This is a genomic window from Bradyrhizobium sp. 40 (assembly GCF_023100925.1).
Lineage (GTDB): Bacteria > Pseudomonadota > Alphaproteobacteria > Rhizobiales > Xanthobacteraceae > Bradyrhizobium.
In genome coordinates this window covers 1,847,198-1,867,059 of sequence record NZ_CP064688.1, presented here as the reverse complement: position 1 = coordinate 1,867,059, position 19,862 = coordinate 1,847,198, and the positions used below count along the sequence as shown (strand labels likewise).

Annotated in this window: 19 protein-coding genes; 5 read left to right on the top strand and 14 right to left on the bottom strand. The window is 58.4% G+C overall.

Going from position 1 to position 19,862, the window contains the following annotated elements; translation table 11 throughout:
- The first annotated feature begins 142 nt into the window (after nucleotides 1-142).
- Both IVB40_RS08895 and IVB40_RS08890 read left to right on the top strand, forming a co-directional pair.
- The gene (locus tag IVB40_RS08895) at nucleotides 143-940 is read left to right on the top strand and encodes a helix-turn-helix transcriptional regulator (protein WP_247818636.1); all 798 of its coding nucleotides are present in this window, start codon (nucleotides 143-145) and stop codon (nucleotides 938-940) included.
- A gap of 345 nt (nucleotides 941-1,285) precedes the next feature.
- Nucleotides 1,286-1,732, top strand: coding sequence for a hypothetical protein (locus tag IVB40_RS08890; protein ID WP_247818635.1), 447 nt, complete (start codon nucleotides 1,286-1,288; stop codon nucleotides 1,730-1,732).
- A 629-nt stretch (nucleotides 1,733-2,361) separates the two neighbouring features.
- Here IVB40_RS08890 and IVB40_RS08885 read toward each other — a convergent pair.
- From IVB40_RS08885 to IVB40_RS08835, 10 genes are all read right to left on the bottom strand, one after another.
- Nucleotides 2,362-2,676 (bottom strand): hypothetical protein, encoded by a 315-nt coding sequence (locus IVB40_RS08885; protein WP_247818634.1) that lies wholly within the window; start codon nucleotides 2,674-2,676, stop codon nucleotides 2,362-2,364.
- Nucleotides 2,664-3,095 (bottom strand): HWE histidine kinase domain-containing protein, encoded by a 432-nt coding sequence (locus IVB40_RS08880; protein ID WP_247818633.1) that lies wholly within the window; start codon nucleotides 3,093-3,095, stop codon nucleotides 2,664-2,666. Before IVB40_RS08880 ends, IVB40_RS08885 begins: the two co-directional genes overlap by 13 nt.
- A 1,457-nt stretch (nucleotides 3,096-4,552) precedes the next feature.
- Nucleotides 4,553-4,930: a response regulator gene (locus IVB40_RS08870; RefSeq protein WP_247287504.1), complete on the bottom strand. Its 378-nt coding sequence runs from the start codon at nucleotides 4,928-4,930 to the stop codon at nucleotides 4,553-4,555.
- Nucleotides 4,923-7,106 carry a PAS domain S-box protein gene (locus IVB40_RS08865; protein ID WP_247818632.1) on the bottom strand — a complete coding sequence of 728 codons (2,184 nt, stop codon included), beginning with the start codon at nucleotides 7,104-7,106 and terminating at the stop codon, nucleotides 4,923-4,925. The genes IVB40_RS08870 and IVB40_RS08865 overlap by 8 nt, the downstream gene beginning before the upstream one ends.
- A 191-nt stretch (nucleotides 7,107-7,297) precedes the next feature.
- Complete coding sequence (locus tag IVB40_RS08860; protein WP_247818631.1) at nucleotides 7,298-7,477, bottom strand: hypothetical protein; 180 nt, start codon at nucleotides 7,475-7,477, stop codon at nucleotides 7,298-7,300.
- A 438-nt stretch (nucleotides 7,478-7,915) separates the two neighbouring features.
- The gene (locus tag IVB40_RS08855) at nucleotides 7,916-8,386 is read right to left on the bottom strand and encodes an SRPBCC family protein (protein ID WP_247818630.1); all 471 of its coding nucleotides are present in this window, start codon (nucleotides 8,384-8,386) and stop codon (nucleotides 7,916-7,918) included.
- Nucleotides 8,376-8,732, bottom strand: coding sequence for a metalloregulator ArsR/SmtB family transcription factor (locus IVB40_RS08850; RefSeq protein ID WP_247818629.1), 357 nt, complete (start codon nucleotides 8,730-8,732; stop codon nucleotides 8,376-8,378). The genes IVB40_RS08855 and IVB40_RS08850 overlap by 11 nt, the downstream gene beginning before the upstream one ends.
- A gap of 1,195 nt (nucleotides 8,733-9,927) precedes the next feature.
- A complete protein-coding gene (locus IVB40_RS08845) occupies nucleotides 9,928-10,530 on the bottom strand; it encodes a chemotaxis protein CheB (protein WP_247818628.1) in 603 nt (200 codons plus the stop codon).
- A gap of 119 nt (nucleotides 10,531-10,649) precedes the next feature.
- Nucleotides 10,650-11,345 (bottom strand): GntR family transcriptional regulator, encoded by a 696-nt coding sequence (locus IVB40_RS08840; RefSeq protein WP_247818627.1) that lies wholly within the window; start codon nucleotides 11,343-11,345, stop codon nucleotides 10,650-10,652.
- A 45-nt stretch (nucleotides 11,346-11,390) separates the two neighbouring features.
- On the bottom strand, nucleotides 11,391-12,428 hold the full coding sequence (locus IVB40_RS08835; protein ID WP_247818626.1) for a D-cysteine desulfhydrase family protein: 1,038 nt from the start codon (nucleotides 12,426-12,428) through the stop codon (nucleotides 11,391-11,393).
- 399 nt (nucleotides 12,429-12,827) lie between these two features.
- On the opposite strand from IVB40_RS08835, the gene IVB40_RS08830 reads away from it, so the two are divergent.
- On the top strand, nucleotides 12,828-13,235 hold the full coding sequence (locus tag IVB40_RS08830; RefSeq protein ID WP_247818625.1) for a hypothetical protein: 408 nt from the start codon (nucleotides 12,828-12,830) through the stop codon (nucleotides 13,233-13,235).
- A gap of 285 nt (nucleotides 13,236-13,520) precedes the next feature.
- Nucleotides 13,521-14,114 (top strand): tyrosine-type recombinase/integrase, encoded by a 594-nt coding sequence (locus IVB40_RS08825; RefSeq protein WP_247819510.1) that lies wholly within the window; start codon nucleotides 13,521-13,523, stop codon nucleotides 14,112-14,114.
- 220 nt (nucleotides 14,115-14,334) lie between these two features.
- Here IVB40_RS08825 and IVB40_RS08820 read toward each other — a convergent pair whose 3' ends face one another.
- The 4 genes from IVB40_RS08820 to IVB40_RS08805 all read right to left on the bottom strand — a co-directional run bounded on the left by IVB40_RS08820 (nucleotide 14,335) and on the right by IVB40_RS08805 (nucleotide 18,235).
- Nucleotides 14,335-16,326 (bottom strand): diguanylate cyclase, encoded by a 1,992-nt coding sequence (locus IVB40_RS08820; RefSeq protein ID WP_247818624.1) that lies wholly within the window; start codon nucleotides 16,324-16,326, stop codon nucleotides 14,335-14,337.
- A gap of 363 nt (nucleotides 16,327-16,689) precedes the next feature.
- Complete coding sequence (locus IVB40_RS08815) at nucleotides 16,690-16,878, bottom strand: hypothetical protein (RefSeq protein ID WP_247818623.1); 189 nt, start codon at nucleotides 16,876-16,878, stop codon at nucleotides 16,690-16,692.
- Nucleotides 16,879-17,398: 520 nt separating this feature from the next.
- Complete coding sequence (locus IVB40_RS08810) at nucleotides 17,399-17,638, bottom strand: hypothetical protein (RefSeq protein ID WP_247818622.1); 240 nt, start codon at nucleotides 17,636-17,638, stop codon at nucleotides 17,399-17,401.
- A 6-nt stretch (nucleotides 17,639-17,644) separates the two neighbouring features.
- Nucleotides 17,645-18,235 carry a hypothetical protein gene (locus IVB40_RS08805; protein ID WP_247818621.1) on the bottom strand — a complete coding sequence of 197 codons (591 nt, stop codon included), beginning with the start codon at nucleotides 18,233-18,235 and terminating at the stop codon, nucleotides 17,645-17,647.
- Between the two features lie 1,342 nt (nucleotides 18,236-19,577).
- Between IVB40_RS08805 and IVB40_RS08800 the strand changes: the two genes are divergently transcribed.
- Entirely contained in the window at nucleotides 19,578-19,808 is a 231-nt protein-coding gene (locus tag IVB40_RS08800) for a hypothetical protein (protein ID WP_247818620.1), read from the top strand.
- The last annotated feature ends 54 nt before the right edge of the window (nucleotides 19,809-19,862 follow it).

Below are 19,862 nucleotides of genomic sequence, written 5' to 3'. Positions count from 1 at the left end.
ACAGCAAGGCTGCCTGCCAAAGCTATCGCGCTCATTGATGGCCCTGAGAACTACCTAGAAAGGTGGGTCGCCGTGCTTTATGAATGCCCGAGCGGGTCTGCGACCTCTCAGGTCGGAGAACTCTGCACACGCTCGGAATGACATGCAGCTCGCGACGGATCCCATCGATCCACAAAGCAAAGAAGTCTACGCACTTTGGGATCAACTGGGCGACTTCTCGGTTGCCGATGGTGATGCCGCGCTGGCCTACCTGATGTCGGCCCTGCGGACCATGTTGTCGGCACGCAATGTTCTGTGGGGCGTGGTCGTGCGATTGCCTTCGCCGAAGCTGGCCGATCCCCTGCTCGGCTGGCGTCCGCGCCTCGTCAGGGTGCTGGACCCGATACCGGCGGTCGCGGCATCGGTGCAGAAGCAGTACGATACGCTCTGGTCCGACGACGTCGACCTGTCCCAGATCCTGTCAATGTCGGGCGATGAGCTGTTCCGCGTCCGGCTGCTGTTCGAAACGCTGCCGCCGGCATGGTTTGAGGACAAGCACTATCGGCGGCACTATCTGGATGTCGGCTTCGCCGACAGCATTTCCGTGCGCATTGCACTCAATGACGATTTGAGGATTCGCCTGTTCGTGTTTCGTGATGCCCAGCAACCCCGCTTTACGACACAGGATGGCCAGCGTCTGGGCTTCGTGATGCGCGCCTTGAGATGGTTTCACCGTCAACAATTGCTCAGTCACGGACTGCTCATCGCCAACGCGCCCCTCACACCCGCTGAACGCCGGGTGTTGCTCGGACTGCTCGCCGGGGATACGGAAAGGCAGATCGCGCAGAAGCTCGCGCAAAGTCCGAACACCACGCATTTCCACGTCAATTCGATCTACGCCAAGTTCGCCGTGCGCAGTCGCCAGTCGCTCGCCGCACTGTGGCTCGGCAGGCTACGATAATGATGGCCATACACGATGGCCAGAGCGCACCATACCAACTGACTGAGCGATGACACTCAACAACGCTCCTGCCCCCTCTTGCTTCCCCATGCAATCAGCCGCCTAGATAGGAAGCCGCAAACCGCGACGAAGCCAAACCAACGGGCAGCGCGTTCGTCTCCTCAACACTTTGATTTGCCGCCGCATACAAATGGACACGGGCACCCGTTCGCAGGACTAGCTAATCACGTAGCGGCCGGTGCGGCATCGCTACCAGCTCCGATGCGTCCGGATCCGCTGGTGCCGCCGATAAGCCGTAGTCCTATGAAAGACATTGATCAGGGGACGAAGTCGATTGGAACAAGAATGAACGCCGAGCAGCTGGCTGAGAAATTCCGAAAGAAATTATCCGCAGCGGTCTCTGAAAAAGAGAGGCAGGCGATCATCGCCGCAGGAAACAAAGACAAGCGAACCGCCGATATCGAGCGCTGCAAGCAGGCGATGGAGCGCGAAGTCATACCGCTTCTGGAGGAGCTGAAGCATCATTTCGGCGAAGAGCAGTTCTCCTTCGCTCCGCAGATTGAGCGCAACGATCATCGTCCAGTCGGGGTTTCTTTTACCGTCGGCAATGGTCTTCCGTCCAGCATCTCAACTGCATTTGGCAACATCGTGGTAACTCGCATCGGTGACAGCGGAACTAAAAAGGGTATCCCTTTCGTTTTTGCCCCTGATGTCGAGCCCTACATTTCTAACTCCGGTGATCTGACGCGAGCCAAGATAGCGAAGCTGTTCGAGATGGTGATTGAGGAGTAAAAAACTGCCAAGCCGGCCTAAAGCGTAAGATCTCATCGGCAACGGCCCGCCGCAACATCCGAGGTTGAAAACATGTCCGATTCCAGCACTCACTCCGATCAAGAACGGCGCATCCGAGAGCGGGCCTACCATCTTTGGGCACTCGAGGGGCGCCAAGAGGGGCGAGCCGAAGAATACTGGCATCGGGCTGTAGAGCAGCTGGAGGCCGACACGCACGCTGCCTATCCGCCGGTTGCTTCCAGGGGACACAGGACTTGATCTCCTTGGCGCCGATGTCAGGCCGGGCAGCGAGCCCACCATAGCCGGTTGTCGTCCTGCGCGCATGGAGATGACGCGCCGCTGTTCTGGCCAACTCGCGGGCTGTTGCGTCCGCCGGACGGAACCGGGATTGTGTTGCTTGATGGTCCAGCAGAAGAGCCGCCGTGTGCGACAAGGTGCAACGCCGCGGCAAGACGATGCGGCCTTTGGCTGCCAGCTCCGTGTTCGCGTGACCCGTGGATGCGCGCAGGTGGGGAAGGCTCGATCGGAGCGGCTGGTTTCACCGCCACGGGCAACCGGATGCTGGGCGACTGCACCGGCGCTGTTTCGCTGCGAGCGTTTGGGGACGAGCCGAGCGGTCCAACCACGCTCTAGTCGACTGCCGCTATAATCGTTTCTTGAAGCGAACTTAGGGGAATGTTGATGTCGCAAACGACTCCGGTCGACTCGAACAGCAATCGAGCCTCCCCTTTAAGCTGACCCGGCAAAGCCGTCTGAATGAAGCGGCTGCCAAAATTCTTTTTGGTTGGTTCGACAACCCGCGGTCCACCGCGTTCACGCCATTCAAGATGAAAGCGCTGGTTTTCCGCGTCAATCGACCAAGTGATGGCGACCCGTCCCTCAGCAACTGAGAGCGCGCCATATTTCAACGCATTGGTGCTTAGCTCGTGAATTACCATAGACAAGGCGACTGCAGGTCCCGAAGACACGGCGACGTTGTTGCCCTCAATAGTGAATTGCTCGAAGCCTTTGGTCTGACTGCTTTGATCGCGTTCTCGATCAGCGTTCGGCAACCCGCCCCGGTCCAGCTTTCTTGAATCAAGAGATCGTGAGATACGCCGAGCGCGCTCATCCGCTCGGCGATGGTCTTGGCTGCCGCGTCAATAGATGAAGCATCCCGTAAGCTTTGAGCCGCAATTGCGGATGCAATCGCGAGCATGTTCTTTACGCGATGGTGGAGTTCCTCGATAAGAACGGTTTGTAGCTTTGCGGCAGCGACGTGAGCGTTCGCTTGAACGCCTGCTTTCAAAAGGAGGTCGCGAAGCACGTCGTTTTCGTTATCGACTTCTCGCATGCGCTGATCGGCCTCGCTCAAAGCATTCACTTCATGTCACTCCGGCGAACTGTACTGGACGACAGTATCCGACAAACTTCAATAAAATCCAAGTTTGGTATTATATTCAGGAGGCGACGGAACCCTTCCATCAAGCGTTACGCCAAAACATGGCTCGGTATCGCTCTAGTTCCACCAAGTCCGCAATGCATTAAGGCCCGCTTCACGCTCGCCCCTGAATCGACAACCCGGGATTCTTAGCGGAAAGGGCTTCATCGAACGAGCCAAATCGGGTGACTGAGCACTGGCTTCTTGCAGGCCGCGCATCTGCTTTGGGTCACAAGCCGCCGATCAAGCTCATGTTGTAAAGCTTCCGCCGTGCGTTGGTAAGCTGACATTAGGTACAGCCGCAGGCTGCCGGCCATCAGTCACCGAAGACGCCTCGCCCCTTAGAGGCTAAACGGCGTCAACTGGGTGCCAACCACCGTTTTTGTCACTTTGCCGCTGTGGCCGACCAATCTCAAAATCATTCGCCTTGTGCGAAACGCTTTTGCCCAGGCCAAAAATCATGCCCATATGCCAAGGGTGCCCCTCCCGCCAAGGCAAATGAGGTATTCTCGTCCGACTCAGGGAGGCTCCATTGGCTAAGAAAAGGTCGATAGTCGATAGGATTTCAGACGCGGTGTCAGAGATCGTGGACACAGCTTCGGCAGCAGCTGCGGAAGCGCTCAGGCCGGACTCCGAAGCGGTTGCGGAAACTACTAACGAACAGGTCTACTTGCCGGAACCGACCCAGGCCGCGGCCACGCCAGCTCCACTGTTCACTCGGAAGAGGCGCGGCCCGGCCCCTATGAGAGCCAACAAGAGAGTTGCGGCAGCAAGGGCGAAGAAGACAGCGTCTCGTCCTAAGAAGGCTGCCAAGCAAGATGCCAATGCACCGAAGAAGGCGGCAAAGAAAAACGCTCCCAAAAATTCAGCTAAACGCGCGCCAACGAAAACTGCGAAGAAGCTGGCACCAAAAAAGCCTGCGAAGAAGGGTAAGAAGTCGAAACGCTAGTTACCGTTCGGTTGGTCTCGCCTCAATGTGATCCACCGCTCCAGGCGGGAGATTTTTTGCTGAGTTATCGCCACTTCGGAAACTCCAGAAATTCCGGTGATCGAAATTTACGGCCCTGGGACTACTTTTGTGGGGAAGGAGCCTGCCGTGAGGCCATCAGAGATCTACAAGGAGAACGCCGATAACTGCGCCATGCTCGCAGAAGGAGAGCCCTCCAGGGATAGCCCGGCTTACAAGCGCTACCGGCGCATGGAACAGGCGTGGCGGTCTTTGGCCGAAGAGCAGCAATGGCTGGATGGGGAGGTGCCACCGGTTCGGACGGATCGCGCCGGCGTATCGAAAAAGCCGCCTCGTTAGGACGGCTTTTCCTGTCCTTAAAAACTTGCGCCGTTGCCGATGTGGTCGCCGGGTATCCCTGTTCTTCTAGCGGATTCTCTCCGGTGAAGTGAGGCTAGCCGCGCTTCTGCGGGAGCGCCAGAATCGTCCGCAATTGCTCGTTTAATTGCTCGATAGAGAACGGCTTGCCGATTGCGGGCGCATGCCTGAACTCCTCCTCAAGCGGCGGTCCGCCATAACCGGTGCTGAACAGGAAAGGGATTTTCCGGTCGCGCAAGATGCGCGCTACCGGGAAGACACGTTCACCTGCCAGGTTCACGTCAAGCAGCGCCAGATCGAACGATGCCCTGGCGGCAAGTTCGCACGCCTTTGGCACGTGGGCGGCCGAGGCGACCACCTTCAATCCCAATTCTTCGAGCATGTCTTCAATCATGAGGGCGACCAAGCCCTCGTCTTCGACCAGGAGAACCCTGGCGCCAGACAGCTCAACCATTGGACGCTGCAAGCATTAGGGGGAACACCATACGGCAGCGGGTGCCCTCCGGCTCGAACACCAGATCGAACTCGCCCGCGAGGTCATGCTCTATGCACCGCTCCATCAGTCGCGTGCCGAAGCCACGCCGCTTGGGTGGCGAAACCGGGGGGCCGCCGCGTTCGCGCCACTCGCATTCCACCGCGCTTTGCGACAGTTTGTTGGGGCCAAGCCGCCAGGTGAAGGACACAGTCCCATCGGGCACCGAGAGTGCGCCGTACTTCGCGGCGTTGGTCAGAAGCTCGTTCAGCACCATGGTGATGCTCAGTGCGCTGCGCGCGTCCAGATCGACGTGAGGCCCGTCTGTCACCACCCGTCCACCTGACACCGGAGCGACGACGTCGTGGACCAGCTGTTCGAAAGGTGCGTCCTGCCAGTTTCGCCTGGTGAGCAGGTCGTGCGCGCGGGCCAGTGCAAGCAGCCGTCCAGTGAACGTCGGCAGAAATTCCTTCAGGTCGCCCGCGTGGCGAGCCGTCTGGTTCGCAAGCGACTGCACGGTGGCCAGAGTGTTCTTCACACGATGGTTGAGCTCGTCGATAAGCACCTTTTGGGCGTTCTCGGCGCGCTTGCGCTCGCTGATATCGACCAGCATGTTAATGGCGCCAACCAGATTGCCCGCGGCGTCTCGCAGGGGCGTCGGATAAGGAATAAATGGTACGCGTCTGCCGTCGGGGCGTTCGGCCACGGCTTCGGCACCGCGGACCTCACGGTTCTCGCGCAGCGCGATGGCCATCGGGCATTCGTTGTGTGGCAACGGCGTGCCGTCTGGCCAATAGAGCTTCCAGGTCACACACCACTCGTCGCCCGGCTGCGGCGTCCTACCCGCCATCTCGACCGCGGCCCGATTGAAGAAATTGATGCGGCCCTCGGCGTCCGTCGTGTAGATGGCAGCCGGCAACGCCTCAAGGAGATCGCGCATCCGCTGCTCGCCCTCGCGCAGGCGGTCCTCCAGCTGCTTGGTGGTGGTGACATCCTGGGCAACGCGCACGCCATAAAGGAAGCGGCCTCCCGAATCCCGCACCGACGAGCTGAATATATCGAGATAGCGCACGGATCCATCGGGCCGCAATGCCCGCTTGCGGGTGGTGTAGTTCTCGATGTCGCCGCGGACCTGCCGGACGTACAGTTCGGCATCCTCCGCCTGGTCGTCGGGATCGGTGTAGTCGAAGAAGGTCATTCCGAGCAATTCGTCGCGCGAGCGTCCCGCGATGCGGCAGAGGGAATCATTCACCCGCAAGAAGCGCCCGCTCTGATCGGTCTCAGCGATGCCGACGATGGCGGCCTCATAAGTTGCCGCGAGCCTGGCTTCACTAGCGTTCCGTGCCTCTTCGGCAATACGGAGTTCAGTGACATCTGTGGTGAAGCAGCGCGTGTTGACGAACTTGCCCTCGACAATGCGGCTGTTCGACGTAATCAGCACATGCTTGATGGAGCCGTCACGCGCCCGCAGCCGCGCGGGATAACGATCGAGCGGCTCGCCGCATGAAAGGCGCTGAAGGATATGCCCGATCACCGGCGCGTCGGCATGAAACTCAGCGACGTGGCGACCTATGTACTCCTCGGGCCCGTAACCAAGCAGTTCCAATTCGGCTTTATTGGCGCGAAGGATAATCCCCTCTCCGCTGACGATATGAAGACCAACAGCGCTGTTGTCGAAAAAGTCCTCCAGATCCTGCGTCTTCCGGCGGACTTCCTCCTCCACCTGCTTGCGTCCGGTGATGTCCTGGAAGCAATTGATGGCACCTTGGATGCCGCCAGAATGATCGCGCAACGCCCGGATGTTGACCAGGGCCGAAAAGCGGGAGCCATCCGGCCGTGCCATTATGACTTCGGCATTGCGCGTAGGCGTTCCCAGACGAACCGCCGCGGCCATCGGACAGTCGGCATGGGCAAGCGGAGTTCCATCGACCAGGTAGAGCTGATGCGAACCGCAGAAGCGCTCCTTCTTGGCAGGGTCAGGTGTTCGCCCCCAAGATTCCACGGCCTCGGTGTTGTAGGCGACGAGCAATCCGTCCGCGTCACAAAGATAGACAGCGCCGGGAATGGCATCGAGCGCGGCGTGGCCGGCCGCGACCAGCGCCTCGAACTCCGTGGGCCTTTGGCGCGCGGAAAACGGGAATTCTTCGACGTTTGACATGAGGCGCTCGGCTCTCGGGGGCGAGAGGAGCGACGGCCCGAGGCGGGCCTCGCCTAACGAAATGAACATGGGCGGACGCCCCTGAGGCCCGCCGAACCCACCAAAACGCATGGCGCGCCATTTGGTTCCGCGGGAGGGCGGCAAAGTCACCCCCTAATCTCAGAAAAAGCGGCCCGCAAACTGAGGTGGCCTCAATCTACGGAGGGCAGTATGGCTACTCGACGGGCGCGGTCCCACACCTGTATTGCGACGCCGTCCACATATTGCTTGGCTTGGACAACGGCAGCGTGATCGTCTTCGCACTCGACGATCACGGGGGGGCCCTGAATGTGCCCTTCTTTATCAAAGCGATAGAGGCGATACTCCGCCATGCCAGCACTCATGGGCGCTACTGTGATGCACAATAATTTACTCACTGTTCCATCCAACGCAACGATTTTTGCACGGCTGAATCAGGTCCGCGGGTCGGTACCGGCATCGCATCCGAACAACTCGGCAGCCGGGGTGACGAACCGCGACCTGCGCGAACCTCAATGTCCTCTTGGGGTCATAAGCGTCGGTTTGGCCGCGAACGCGCCACGTCCGGTCTGGCCCCGATTACGGTCGTGCTGAATGTCGCCGCCATCTTCACCTACCGGCCACTTCCGGACTCATGCACTGTTCGGAAAGTGAGGCTTTCGTTCAGTCGCTTCGACGTTAATGGCGAGCCCGAGTCGGGTCCCTTTGAAGCAAGAAAAACGGCCTTGGACACTCGGAGCCGAAAGGATAACGGCGCGGCCTGACTTGCTCTACGCGTCCTCGTCGCCCGTTCACTTCAATCGTTCGACAAATGCCGCGAGTTGCTCGATCGTGGTCCCCCAGCCATCGTGGAAGCCCATCTCTTCATGCTTTCGGGAGTCCGCAGCATTTTTGTGCAGTACATGTGCCGAGTATCGGGTGCCGCTTCCTTCTGACTCAAAAGTTGTGATCGCTGTCAAGGCCAGCCAGGGTTCGGCCGGTTGCCAACCCTCCGTCAGGACCGTCGTGAAAACCAGGCGGGCTTCGGGAATGATTTCTAGAAAACAGCCTTGGACATGTGGTTGAAATTCGCCGCCGCCCTCGCGCATTAGCGTCTCAAATCCGCCACCCGGGCGGATATCCAGCTTTATTACCTTGCATTCCATGGGCGCGGGTATCCACCATTTCGCCAGATGCTCGGGCGTGCTCCATGCTTTCCAGACGACGGCCGGCGGCGCATTGATCATTCGGGTAATGGTGAGTTCAGATTCTTTATGCGTCATCTTCAATGCTCCCTGACATGTGCGTTTCGACATACTTCGCAAGCCGATCTGTTCTCGCCTGCCAAAGCTCACGTTGCTCGGAGAGCCACGATTCGGCAGCCGCCAGCCGCTCGGTATTGACCCGGCACGTGCGGACACGGCCGATCTTTTCGGAACTGATCAGACCATCCTGCTCAAGGACTCGGAGATGTTTCATGAAGGCCGGCAGTCCCATATCGAAGGGCTCCGCTAGTTCCTTGACGGGTGCAGGGCCCCCCCTCGTAAGTCGGCTGACGACTGCCCGCCTGGTGGGGTCGGCGAGAGCGTGGAAGGCTGCATCAAGCGATGATCGAGGATAGTTCTCCATGTGGAGAACTATAGATAAAGGTTTCCCATTTGGCAAACTAAATTCCGTGCGGAGCTGTTTCTGGGTTAGTCCCAAAGGCTCCGCGAGGAGGCGTGCCAAGGGGGACCTAATCTGGCTGTCGGAGGCGGGCGATGCGGCACATGGCTGAGGCCAGCAACTGACTCCATAGAGGCGGGACCGCGTGATGGGAATCAGGCCAAATTCCGCTCTGGGTCAAAGGCTGATCTCGACACCTACTTGACTGAGATCGGCTTATCTCCTGAAGGCAGAGATCGCGGCCCGTAAGCAAAAGTCAGCAACGGGCCCACGAGCGGGCGTTTGCTTGCGGCCAAAAGAGGCCACCTGTGGCTGGACGCTTCGGCCAAATGCGCCGGTCGTGAGCCAATGTGAAGCGAAGCGAAACGCGATACTGATGAAAAGTGAGTGTCAATGACTGTTTTCTCGGGCTCGGTATTCGCGATGGACATTGACGGCAAACCTACGTTCGCGTTCGAGGCAAAGAATTTTCGGGAAGCATTCGAGTTATGCAAAGAGGATTGGGTTCGTAATGACTTGACCACGATTACATCAAACGGCCTCCCGCTTTGCTCCTCGACGGCTAAGTTGACAGTTCGCAGAGCTGACGAAGCCGAGATTGCCATCTATCGAAACGCATCTGTCCAAGCTCAGACGGAAGACTTGGTCCTGGCATATCTTGTCGATTTAGATCGCGCGTAGCAGCCGTCCCGGTGCCGCGCCGGATGCGATGGCCTAACAGCGGAATGCTACCTCCAAAGAGATGAGGCCAACTCGTCTATCGATATTTATGATCCGGCGTGCGCGCGTACGACTGCCCAACCTGTAAGCGGTTGTCTTGGAATGACAGCTGCCATAACTTGCGTGATAGCGGTCACCTTTAGACAGCGCAAAAATAGTAGCAGGGTTGGAATGGTGCGAACCGCGGCTCCCAGAAGTTCGGCGATTTGGTCCGCCGAAGACGAAGAAAAGCTTTTACAGATGCGGGCGAGCGGAGCGTCTTTCGGCGACATTGCAGCAGATGTTGGCCGTAGCCAGGCATCAGTCGAAGCTCGCTATTCCAACTTAAAGAAGCAGACTAGACTGCAAAGCTGAGCCGCACGGGCAATTGGCGCCTTGGGTGTTTGCCAAGTTCTCCAAAAACTACCGAGCATCGCATGTGCTTAATCACCCTCGGCCTCTAAGCTCCCACCCGAAGGATGATCTCACGAGCAATCGTTGCCGCCGAACCAAGCACATCGATTGGGCCGTCATAAGCGACCGCATTCTGGGGCATTCCCGGCTCAGCCACTCCGTCCCTGGTAAGCACCATGGTCACTCCGCCAGCGTGTGCAATCGCTTCCAACCCCCGCGATCCATCTGAGAGCAAGCCCGACAGCACTACGCCAATCCCCCGCACCTTGGCATGAGCAGCGATCGACTCGAAGAGAATGTCGATTGTCCGATTGCGGTGCCTATCGCCGGCACCCTCCACCAGCCGCACATTGCTTTTTGCCGCCAGCGTGAGATGAGCATCAGGTTCGCCGATGTAGCACCGTCCGGCACGGAACCGATCGCCATGCTCGGCAATGAAAACCGGCATTTGCGATCCCTGGGAGAGCACCTCCTTCAGACGGCTGATCTGATCACTAGGACGATGCAGCACTACCAGCACGACTGCGGGCAAATCAGCGGGCAAGGCAGCAAGGAGGTCCTTGATGTCCCCTAGACCCTCGCCGCCGGACGCGCCGATTGCCACCATAAAGGGGGGAAGTTCTTGTTCGTGCACTGTTGCCGGCGTCACACGGCCAGCTTATCGCCGAATCAATCAGGTTCGAAAGCCTTTCAGACCGATTATAAATCCCTTAGACTCGACCGCCTTACGGTAGCCCAGCCGGGCCTACGGTTTCGCAGAGGCGGGAGTTATGATTTTAGAAGTGCGACAATGCGCTTGGAAGCCACTACAACATGCGCCTTGAGAAGCTTGCAGGCCTGCTCCGAACTGCGGCGGCTTACCGCTTCCAGAATGTCCCAATGCTCCTGCTGGGATTTCTGCAAATATGGATCGCGATGGCGCAGCAGCATTGAATAGCGACTCGCGTTGCGCCAGAGAGTGTCGATCAGGCAAAGCGTTCGTGGTCTCTGGCAGGCTATGTACAGTGCCCGATGGAATTGCCAATTGACTTCACCGTACTTCGCATAGTCATGAATTGCGTCTGCCGAGACACAAATATCGTTTGCTACGATTAGTTGCTCCGGCGAGAGTTTCGGTATTGAAGCTCGCAGCGCCGCCACCTCGAGATTAGCTCGCAATTCGAAAATCTCTTCTGCATCAGCCTTCGTAAGTTGAGCAACAAATGCACCTCTGCGTGGATTGATGGTAATGAAGCCTTCGGATTGCAAACGGAAGAATGCTTCCCGCAGAGGTACGTGGCTCAGCCCAAGTCTAGCTGCAAGTGAATGCTGCTGCAGCCGCTGGCCCGGTTGGATGTCGCCATTGAGGATAGCCTCACGAACCCGCTCGGTTGCAAATGCACTTGCAGTTGGATGCGCCGCTTCCGCCTGCGAAAAGGCACTTCCGAGCTCTCTAGGCGGGAGATTGTTCACGGGTTTTCTCATCTTAGGATCTTCTGCTTCCCGGCAAAGACATCCATCTTTGGCAGTTCAAAGCGTCGCGAATTCAGGAAAAAGCCTTCGATAAGCGTAAATGGCGGGTGTGCCGCCGGTGTGAAGGAAAACAACTTCGTCGGTTGACGCGAACCGACCTTCGCGAACAAGACCAATGACCCCAGCGAGTGCCTTGCCCGAGTAAACCGGATCGACCACCAAGGCTTCAAACTTGGCTGCCGCTGTGATTGCTTCGAGCGTGGCGTCGTCCACCATACCGTAGGCTCCGGCCGAAAAGCGCCCATCCACGATGACCTTCAGTAGCAAGTGCTCGTAATTCAGGTCCAGCTCCCGAGCGAGCTCTCGCAAGATGATCTCGACTCGCGAACGTACCCCAGTGGTATCAGCATCCACGTCGATACCAATCACTTCAATATCAAGATCAAGAGCGGCGAAACCGGCGATCAGCCCGGCTTGCGTCCCGCCCGTCCCACTTGCGTGGACGATGTGCGTCAGTTGCCGCCCGGCTGCCCGGGCCTGTTCAGAAATCTCCAGAGCTGCATTGAGATATCCGACTGCACCGAGCCGGTTCGCGCAACCATAAGGAATCACGTAGGGACGACGGCCGTTCGCTCGGAAGCGAGCAGCAATTTCTCCAAGCCTATGAACGCGATCTTCCCGCATCTTCATGGGCTCATGAGTAGCGCCGTAAAGGTAATTGAGGAGGATGTTTCCGGTCTGTCGATATGTAGAGTCGACGCCCGGAACTCTGTCTGTGATCATCGCAAAGTGACAATCGAGGCCTAACTTTGCCGCAGCCGCAGCTACTTGGCGGACCGAGTTGGACTGAATGACGCCGGCAGTCAGCAAAAGGTCGCAACCCTGCTCAAGCGCGTCCGGCAGCAGGTACTCAAGCGCGCGGATCTTGTTGCCTCCCATGCCCAATCCGGTCGCGTCGTCGCGCTTGATCAGGATGCGCGGGCCGCCCAGCCATGAGGCCATTCGGTCGAGCGATTCCAATGGCGTTGGTAGATGACCGAGCATTGACCGCTTGTGTCGGTGAACCACGGACATCAACGGGTTTCCAGTATTCATTGAGGGCTCCTTGCGATCAGATATATTATAATATATAGAAACAGGAAGCCATTGTTAAGTTGCTGTGAGAGGTCTGATGAATTGTTCGGGGGAATGGAGCTGCGGGCGTTTTCAGCAAAAAGATGAACCCAACTCCGCATCTGCGGATGATGTTCGTTTCCAGAAGTGATCGCACCACCCCTACGTCTTCATTGCCGAATGAACTGAACAGGGGCGGCTTGAGGCTTTGAAGAAGCTGCGGAGTGCCCGCTAGGAAGACAGTTTCGTCGCGCTTAAACTGGTCACCAAGGACTCACATATGCCGCTAAGCCTGCATGCGACATCTGAATCATGCTGCGCATGCGATCGGATGCTTCATGAAGATACGGATACAAGCGGTCCTCAGCGGGGGTCCAGAGGATGAATGAAAAAACCAGTTTCAAGCCTGACAGCTGGTTGTTTTTTTCAGTAAGAGCCGGATTCGCACTATTCGGCGCCGTTGCGGCTTTGTCGGCAGCGGGTCAGGCTCAGGAGGCTTGGCTCTGGATCCTGGCAGCTCTGCTGGCGAGCGCGATCTCTTTTGTACTCTCAACGATCGCGGTCACTACTGAAGTACACAGCCTGACCTTCAGCCTTCTCGGAATGCGGCGACGCATTCAAATCGATAAAATCGATCGCGCGCGATTCGACGAACTCGATTTCTTAGGAATGTTTCAGATAGCCACGCTTGAGGGACACTTCATGCTCGTTCCGCGCGCGGCGTTTTCAGACTCCGCAATATTCGACACGATCGAGCGTCTTGCATCCAGGGGAACACTGCCCCAATAAGAAGCTTTCTATCGCGGCATGCTCAGCTGATTACTTCTGATCATGACCGGCGCCGCCAGCATCACACGTAATCTTGCGTCCAATACGCCGCGCCAAATGCTCAATCTCATGAATACAGGAAGTCCGCTTCGGGTCAAATTACGACCTCTAGTCCATCGAATTGGACCTAAGTACGCCTCCTATGGTCCGAAAGCCGACGTAAGAGAGTTCGAAAGTGACCAGCCTCATCAACTGAGGAGGTCATCATCCGATGTCTCAAATCCCGCAGAGAACGTCCAAAAGCGCATCCCGTGGAACAAGGGTAAGGTCGTTGGCGCTAAGCCGCCACTCCGGCCGAAGCACGTTTGGTCTATCCGGACGAAGCTCCAGGTTGAGGGACGAATCCGTGATCTGGCGTTGTTCAACATCGCAATCGACAGCAAGCTTCGTGGGTGCGACGTGGTGGGCCGGAAAGTCGATGACGTGGCATCAAGCGGGTATGCGGCCGATAGAGCAAGCGTCCGCCAGAAGAAAACTGGACGGGCGGTAAAGTTCGAACTTACAGAGTCTACCCGTCAAGCGATCGATGACTGCCTGAGGGCAACCGGCAAGAAGCCTGGCGATCGTCTGTTCACCGGCTGTAGAGGCCCCGGGTGCAGCCTGACCACTCGGCAATATGCGCGTTTATTATCGGGCTGGCTGGCCGGTATAGGGTTGGATCCTCACCTGTTCGGAACGCATTCGCTCCGTCGAACAAAAGCGACCCTTATCTATCAGCGCACGGGCAACTTGCGAGCGGTGCAGCTGCTTCTGGGGCACACCAAAATCGAGAGCACCGTCCGATACCTAGGAATTGAAGTCGACGATGCGCTTGCAATAGCGGAGCAAGTCGACGTCTGAACTAGCTGGGCAGAGCGGACATGCTCTGCCCCTTTCTTCAAGGCGGCTTCGGGCCAGAAGCTGACCTCATGAAGCCACCGAAATAGTACAGGATCAGGCTGATCGAACTGATTTGCAGTCGCGATGAGAAACGATTAAGCATCCTGGTCGTGAAACTACGGAGGCGCTGCTCACCTGAGCTCGCGCGGTGAGCATTTGGCCGAATTCTACCAATCCGACGCTAACCGGCGGGTCTCACCAGCCTGATGCTGGGTGTTTCGGCTGCAGCACAGACCCGGTTGCGCCCCTGCTCTTTGGCCAAATACAATGCACCGTCGGCCGCAGCCAGCATTGAAGCCGGGGATGTTCTCGCATCGCACTTGCCCCCTGCCACCCCGACGCTGATCGTAATGCACCCGTCGGGGCTTCCTTGATGCGCAATGGAGAGGTCGGCGACTGATTGACGGATTGCCTCGGCGACCGACTCGGCATTGCCGGACGCTGTCTCGGGGAGAAGAACCGCGAATTCCTCGCCACCGTAGCGCGCAACCAGATCGGCAGGCCGTTTCAGGCACGACGCGATGGCCTTGGCAACGTGCCGGATACAGTCGTCGCCAGCGGAATGACCGTAGGTGTCGTTGAATGACTTGAACTTGTCGATATCGATGAACAGCGCGGAAAGCGGCGAGCCGGAACGCTGACACCGCTTGAATTCGGCATCTAGCAACCGGTCAAATCGCCGCCGGTTCGCAATCTCAGTGACGGGGTCGGTTTCGGAGAGCGCCTTGAGTTGCTCGTTTGCGGCGACGAGTTGCTCCTCGGCAGCCTTGCGCTTGGAGATGTCCCGGATCACGCCGATGATCTCCGGGCCGGGCTCGTCCGGATCATCGACATAGTTCATCTGGGTCTCGACCCACACGTAGTTGCCGTTGCGGCAGCGCGTCAGATACTCCGCGGTTCCCGTCGGTGTCTGCCGCCCGAGTTCAGCAATCAGACTCTTCACGAGATCCCGGTGGGCCGGGTGGATGTTGGAATAGGCGGGCTGCTGCAAAACTTCCGAGGGCGTCCAGCCGAGGAGCTTCTCCACCGATGGGGAGATATACAGTCTATGACCGGTCTGATCGAACCGGGTAACGACATCCTCCACGTTTTCCGCGAGCAACCTGTATCCACGCTCTCGCTCGCGCAGCAATCTAGCCATCACCGTTCGTCTACGGATCTGATTGGCCAATACCAGCCCCAGAGCGATCAGGATCGTGGACACTGCGCCGCCTAGCAGGAGATCGAAGTTCCGATCTCGGCGCCAAGCGTCCAAAACAGCGTCCTCGGGAGTCGCGACGCTGATCACGATCGGAAAATCGGACGCCCTCTCATAGGCAAATTGCTTCACGCGGCCATCAAAAGGCGACACGATGGAATACAGGCCCGTTCCCGCCTCCTTGAGGCGGCTCACGAACAGCGAGCTTCCCGCGACGTCCTTGCCGACCTGATCGTCGCGGCGATGGACGAGAACCTTGCCGTTCGTCTTCATGAGCGTGACGGTGCGGTCCTGGTCCGCTTCGAACCCTTGGTAGAAAGACCTGAAATAGGCAAGATCGATCGCCGCGAACACCACGCCTCCGAACGAGCCGTCGGCATTCGCCAGCCGCTGGGTCATCAGGAGGGTGGGCCTTCCCGTGACGCGGGAGATCAGCGGATCGCTGATGCGGGGCGCCGCGTCTTCAGGGTTGGATTGATGGTAGCGGAAATACTCGCGATCGCCGTTGTTGACTGCCGGCACGGTTTCAAACGAAGAAAACATCCAGTCGCCGGTCTCCCCCAGCACTCCCAGTTCGCGCGCCTGAGGAATGTTCTTCGCGTATTGAGCAAGCAGATCGTTGATTTCGGCCGACGCACGCGCGGATTTGTCGGAATGCCGGATGTACTGGCCCGCTCCGAACAGCGCGAGCGCCACCGCGTTGATACTCTTTGAGGCGTGCTGTGCGAGAGAATGCGTGAGCGCCTGGGTCTCGGATCCGGCCTTAGCGAAGGCGAGCCCTCTTTCCTGCATGGCCTTCCAGGTGATCATGGCCCAAAAGCTCGCAAGCGTGAAGCCGAGCAGCAGCGCTATCATCGTTAATGGTGACTTTACAAACTTCGGCACGGCCTGAATGTCCTGTTCGGTAGTAGAATGGACGCGATTGCTGAAACCGAAGTTTGCAGTCCGCACATTGCCGCTTATTCCCAGCGGCATCGTTAATGCGATGGGAATGCCAAACGACGAAGTTTCCGTACTTCATAACTTGGCCGGTCACACGAGCGTGCAGCGCGCTCGCAAGAAGGGCGGGCTTTGGCTAAAAACCTACTAGGTCGCGACGCTTCGACTTTCTGAGGTGTGTTCCCGAAAATTCGCGGATCGACGACAGCTATGGGTCAATCGCCTCGGTTTACGGCGATGACTTCCGGTCCAGCCGAAAAACCGGACGTGGTCAGATTGGGCCGGCATGTCTCGAACGGGCCATAAACGGAAGTCAGTGCAGCTGACGGTGGACTCTCACCTGACGCTGGGAAGCGTTCTTCACGCCCGAGTTCGATTTGCGAGGGGCCTTCTCACTGCTCATTGGCTGCCGACATGGATGAAGTGCACTAGCTCAGCGCGGTCGTCGAACTGAAGATTTTCGAGAACCGCGATCACGGCTTGCACGCCGTTGCCTGCGGTGATCGTGGCGGTTACGTCTCGCGACGTGTCTTGGTGCCAATTCTTGCCCGGAGCGCAGAAGCAGACGCTGACGGTAAATTGCGGCATTCTCATTCTCCAAACGCGATAGAAGCACCCAAGCTGCTGCCTTATACCTAAGGTAGCACGGAAGTCTTCTGGACTGAAAAACGTTGGAGCGAACAGCGGAACCCTAGTTGCAGCGCCAGTTGGAAAGATCCGCTTTTAGTCAAAAGCAACGGTCTCGCGCTCCAGTGGAAACTCCGGTCAAGCAGCACGATAATGCGACCGGCAGTGTCGTCCATCAGGGGTCACCGAGCACGCCAGCCGGTACCGCGCCCAAACCCCAACATGACGGACGACGAAGTCGGCTATGGGTCACAAGCGGCGGTCGGGGCAAGTGCGGCGCCGTTTCCGGTCTGCATCCAACAGCCGACATTGCAACCGTCTCAGCCTTGTTCGGCAGGCCAGCTAGGACACGCGACAGGTCATCGCCTGATCGTTTACGATCGATCGTTCGATCTCGACGAAACGTCAGTGACGTCGTATTACGTGCGATCCGTGAGCAGGAGGCCTGAGGCCCCCCGATTCACGTTTTGAGACCCGCCGATCAGAAGCGATAGTTTACGCCGACACGGGCGATGTCGAAGCTCGACTTGACGTCGACGTGAGTTGTGATGACGCCAGTTAGCCCGGCCGGCGATCGAAGGGAGCCGGTTAAGTTGTAGCCGTTCGTGCCGAAGCCCATGTGCAGATACTCGCCCTTCACGGACCAACCTGCACCAAGGGCATATTCGAGGCCCCCGCCAACTACGTAGCCCACCAAGACGGCGCGGTCAGAAGCGTTCATGGAGCCTTACGGTCCATAGGTAAGCGGGAAAAGGCTGGTCGGGATACTGCCCGTAGCACTCGCGCTCAACTTGGCGTCAGCCAATGCTATACCGCCAGTAGCATAGAGCAAAGCCGGCCCAAACGCATAACCCACTCGGCCGCGGAACGTCGCATACCAATCGGTGCTGACGGAAGCGCTGCCGTTGAAATTGCCACCGATGGCGGGGAGAACGGCAATAGCCGAATCGCCGATCGTGGCCTTGGAATTAAGATATTGCCAATCAGCTTCGATGCCGAGCACCGTCTGCTCGATTTGCCAGTTGTAGCCGGTCTGGATACCGGCGGTGATCCCATTGCCGTTGCCAGATACAGTGTTGAAGCCATATGGGGCCGATCCGCCGTTCGCGTTCACGAAAGTCCCGATGACGTTTGAAGCGCCGTAGTTGCCCCAGCCATAACCCACGTTGCCACCAGCATAGAAGCCCGTCCAATTGCCCACCTGATGGGTGATGGCCGGAGCCTTTGCTGGCATACGGATCGACGCCAGGTCGGCAGCCTGGGCGGTGATCGGGCCGAGAGCGACAGGCGATAGCAACGCGAGCACAAACATTCTCATAGAAACAACTCCCCTTGTTGGGCCGCCCCGGCGGCGCGCGTCTTATGAGGCAAATCCAGGCCAGCATCAAACTGCGATCGGTCGGGCTCGACGATCCATCGGGTGCATTCGGGGTCTGCAACGCCTTTGGAGCGACATTGCGACGCCGTGGTGAAGCGGACACCGGAGACGGCCTCTCAATGGGCGAAGCGCGGCACCGGCCGACGATCAGGCCAAGGTGCAGCACGACGTGGCGGTGCATGGTGTCGCGACCAAGCAGGATGCCGGCCCCGCCTATCGGAACCCCCTGCCGCGAAACGCGTGAAGCAATATTGCCCCGCTAAGTCGGCGCAGAGTTCGTCGTACTGATGAGATTGATCACGGGCACCGCGGCTGTTGGCTTGGCGTCAGTCAGTTTAATGGAGTTCGCGCGGTTGTCCCAAAGATGAACCACGTTCTAGCGGGCTCCCTTCAAACGGCAAGACGTCGAGCACGTCGTCATCACCCCGTGGTCGCACTTGATGCAGGCGTTGACACATTGATCCAAATTCTTCGGGTCAAACACAGAGTATAACTTTGCAGCGCAAGCGTTTGTCGACCCGGTTACGTCGTCTTCGCGCGAACAAGCGGCGAGCACCGCGAGCACCGCGGCGAGAATGATTATGACAGCGAGCCGCATAAACAAGGTCAATCCCCTTAGGCCGGCGCTTCAACCGATATTTGCGGTGAGCTCGAAGCGATTGGCTTCGACGACTCGCGTCAGTATTCGTGCCGGCGGCGAATAAGACGGCAGCAGCAAGGGCCATCGTAAGGCAATAAACGCAGTAGGAGCACCAATCATCGTGAAGCGCCCCCACTAGGGGCGCCCGGGCTGCGCGTAGCCGGTAGCAAACGCGAACAAATCCCCTGCCGTGCAGCGCTTCTAAAATAGCGCCAGAACTCCCGTTGCCAAGCTGTACGTCCAAAACGGCCGCGTCGTCTAGCTAGCTGATTGGATGTGCCAACTTCCGATAAACCCCGGTACTCCACCGGAGGTGCGCGGCCGCCTGGATGGAACTACCCTGCCCGGCTTTCGGGACTAATTCGGATGAAGCGCAGCAAGGAGCGGGGCAGCCCACCGATCCTCATTTGTAGCAAATGCAGGCGGCCAATGGATTATCTTGCGATGCTGCCGGGGATTTTGAACCTCCCAGCAGTGTATGCTTACAGGTGCCTGCCGTGCCTGAGAGTGGACACGATCGTTCGAGGGTAGCCCCGCGTCAAGCCTATCCACACCCACGACAGGCAGTACCTCGCTGCTGACGGATGTCCCCTATCCATCCATAATTTGCAGCTCGGCACCGAGCCGCGTTTTGATGACGGCATGCGACCGCAGAAGATCACCTTCGGCGAGCTGGGCGAGATGCGCCTAAGCGGCGTCATGGTCTGGCGCCATGGCGGCCATCACGTCGCGGTCATCGCCGACAAATGGTCGGACGAACTCCGGCTGAGCGACATCGAGGAGCGCTGCGTCTGCTCCGCCTGCGGGAAGCGCGGGGCGGACGTCCGGACGGACTCGAGCACCAAAGGTCGCCCTCGTGACTTGGCGCGGTGACGGAACGAGGCTCGGGACACCCGCGCCTATCGCCGGAATGCAGGATGTCGATCC

What these genes read in the sequence shown, in the direction of transcription:
- IVB40_RS08895 (WP_247818636.1), top strand. Translation starts at nt 143, where the DNA reads ATGCAGCTCGCGACGGATCCCATCGATCCACAAAGCAAAGAAGTCTAC.
- IVB40_RS08890 (WP_247818635.1), top strand. Translation starts at nt 1,286, where the DNA reads ATGAACGCCGAGCAGCTGGCTGAGAAATTCCGAAAGAAATTATCCGCA.
- IVB40_RS08870 (WP_247287504.1), bottom strand. Translation starts at nt 4,930, where the DNA reads ATGGTTGAGCTGTCTGGCGCCAGGGTTCTCCTGGTCGAAGACGAGGGC.
- IVB40_RS08865 (WP_247818632.1), bottom strand. Translation starts at nt 7,106, where the DNA reads ATGTCAAACGTCGAAGAATTCCCGTTTTCCGCGCGCCAAAGGCCCACG.
- IVB40_RS08860 (WP_247818631.1), bottom strand. Translation starts at nt 7,477, where the DNA reads ATGGCGGAGTATCGCCTCTATCGCTTTGATAAAGAAGGGCACATTCAG.
- IVB40_RS08855 (WP_247818630.1), bottom strand. Translation starts at nt 8,386, where the DNA reads ATGACGCATAAAGAATCTGAACTCACCATTACCCGAATGATCAATGCG.
- IVB40_RS08850 (WP_247818629.1), bottom strand. Translation starts at nt 8,732, where the DNA reads ATGGAGAACTATCCTCGATCATCGCTTGATGCAGCCTTCCACGCTCTC.
- IVB40_RS08840 (WP_247818627.1), bottom strand. Translation starts at nt 11,345, where the DNA reads ATGAGAAAACCCGTGAACAATCTCCCGCCTAGAGAGCTCGGAAGTGCC.
- IVB40_RS08835 (WP_247818626.1), bottom strand. Translation starts at nt 12,428, where the DNA reads ATGAATACTGGAAACCCGTTGATGTCCGTGGTTCACCGACACAAGCGG.
- IVB40_RS08830 (WP_247818625.1), top strand. Translation starts at nt 12,828, where the DNA reads ATGAATGAAAAAACCAGTTTCAAGCCTGACAGCTGGTTGTTTTTTTCA.
- IVB40_RS08820 (WP_247818624.1), bottom strand. Translation starts at nt 16,326, where the DNA reads ATGCCGCTGGGAATAAGCGGCAATGTGCGGACTGCAAACTTCGGTTTC.
- IVB40_RS08815 (WP_247818623.1), bottom strand. Translation starts at nt 16,878, where the DNA reads ATGCCGCAATTTACCGTCAGCGTCTGCTTCTGCGCTCCGGGCAAGAAT.
- IVB40_RS08810 (WP_247818622.1), bottom strand. Translation starts at nt 17,638, where the DNA reads ATGAACGCTTCTGACCGCGCCGTCTTGGTGGGCTACGTAGTTGGCGGG.
- IVB40_RS08805 (WP_247818621.1), bottom strand. Translation starts at nt 18,235, where the DNA reads ATGAGAATGTTTGTGCTCGCGTTGCTATCGCCTGTCGCTCTCGGCCCG.
- IVB40_RS08800 (WP_247818620.1), top strand. Translation starts at nt 19,578, where the DNA reads ATGCGACCGCAGAAGATCACCTTCGGCGAGCTGGGCGAGATGCGCCTA.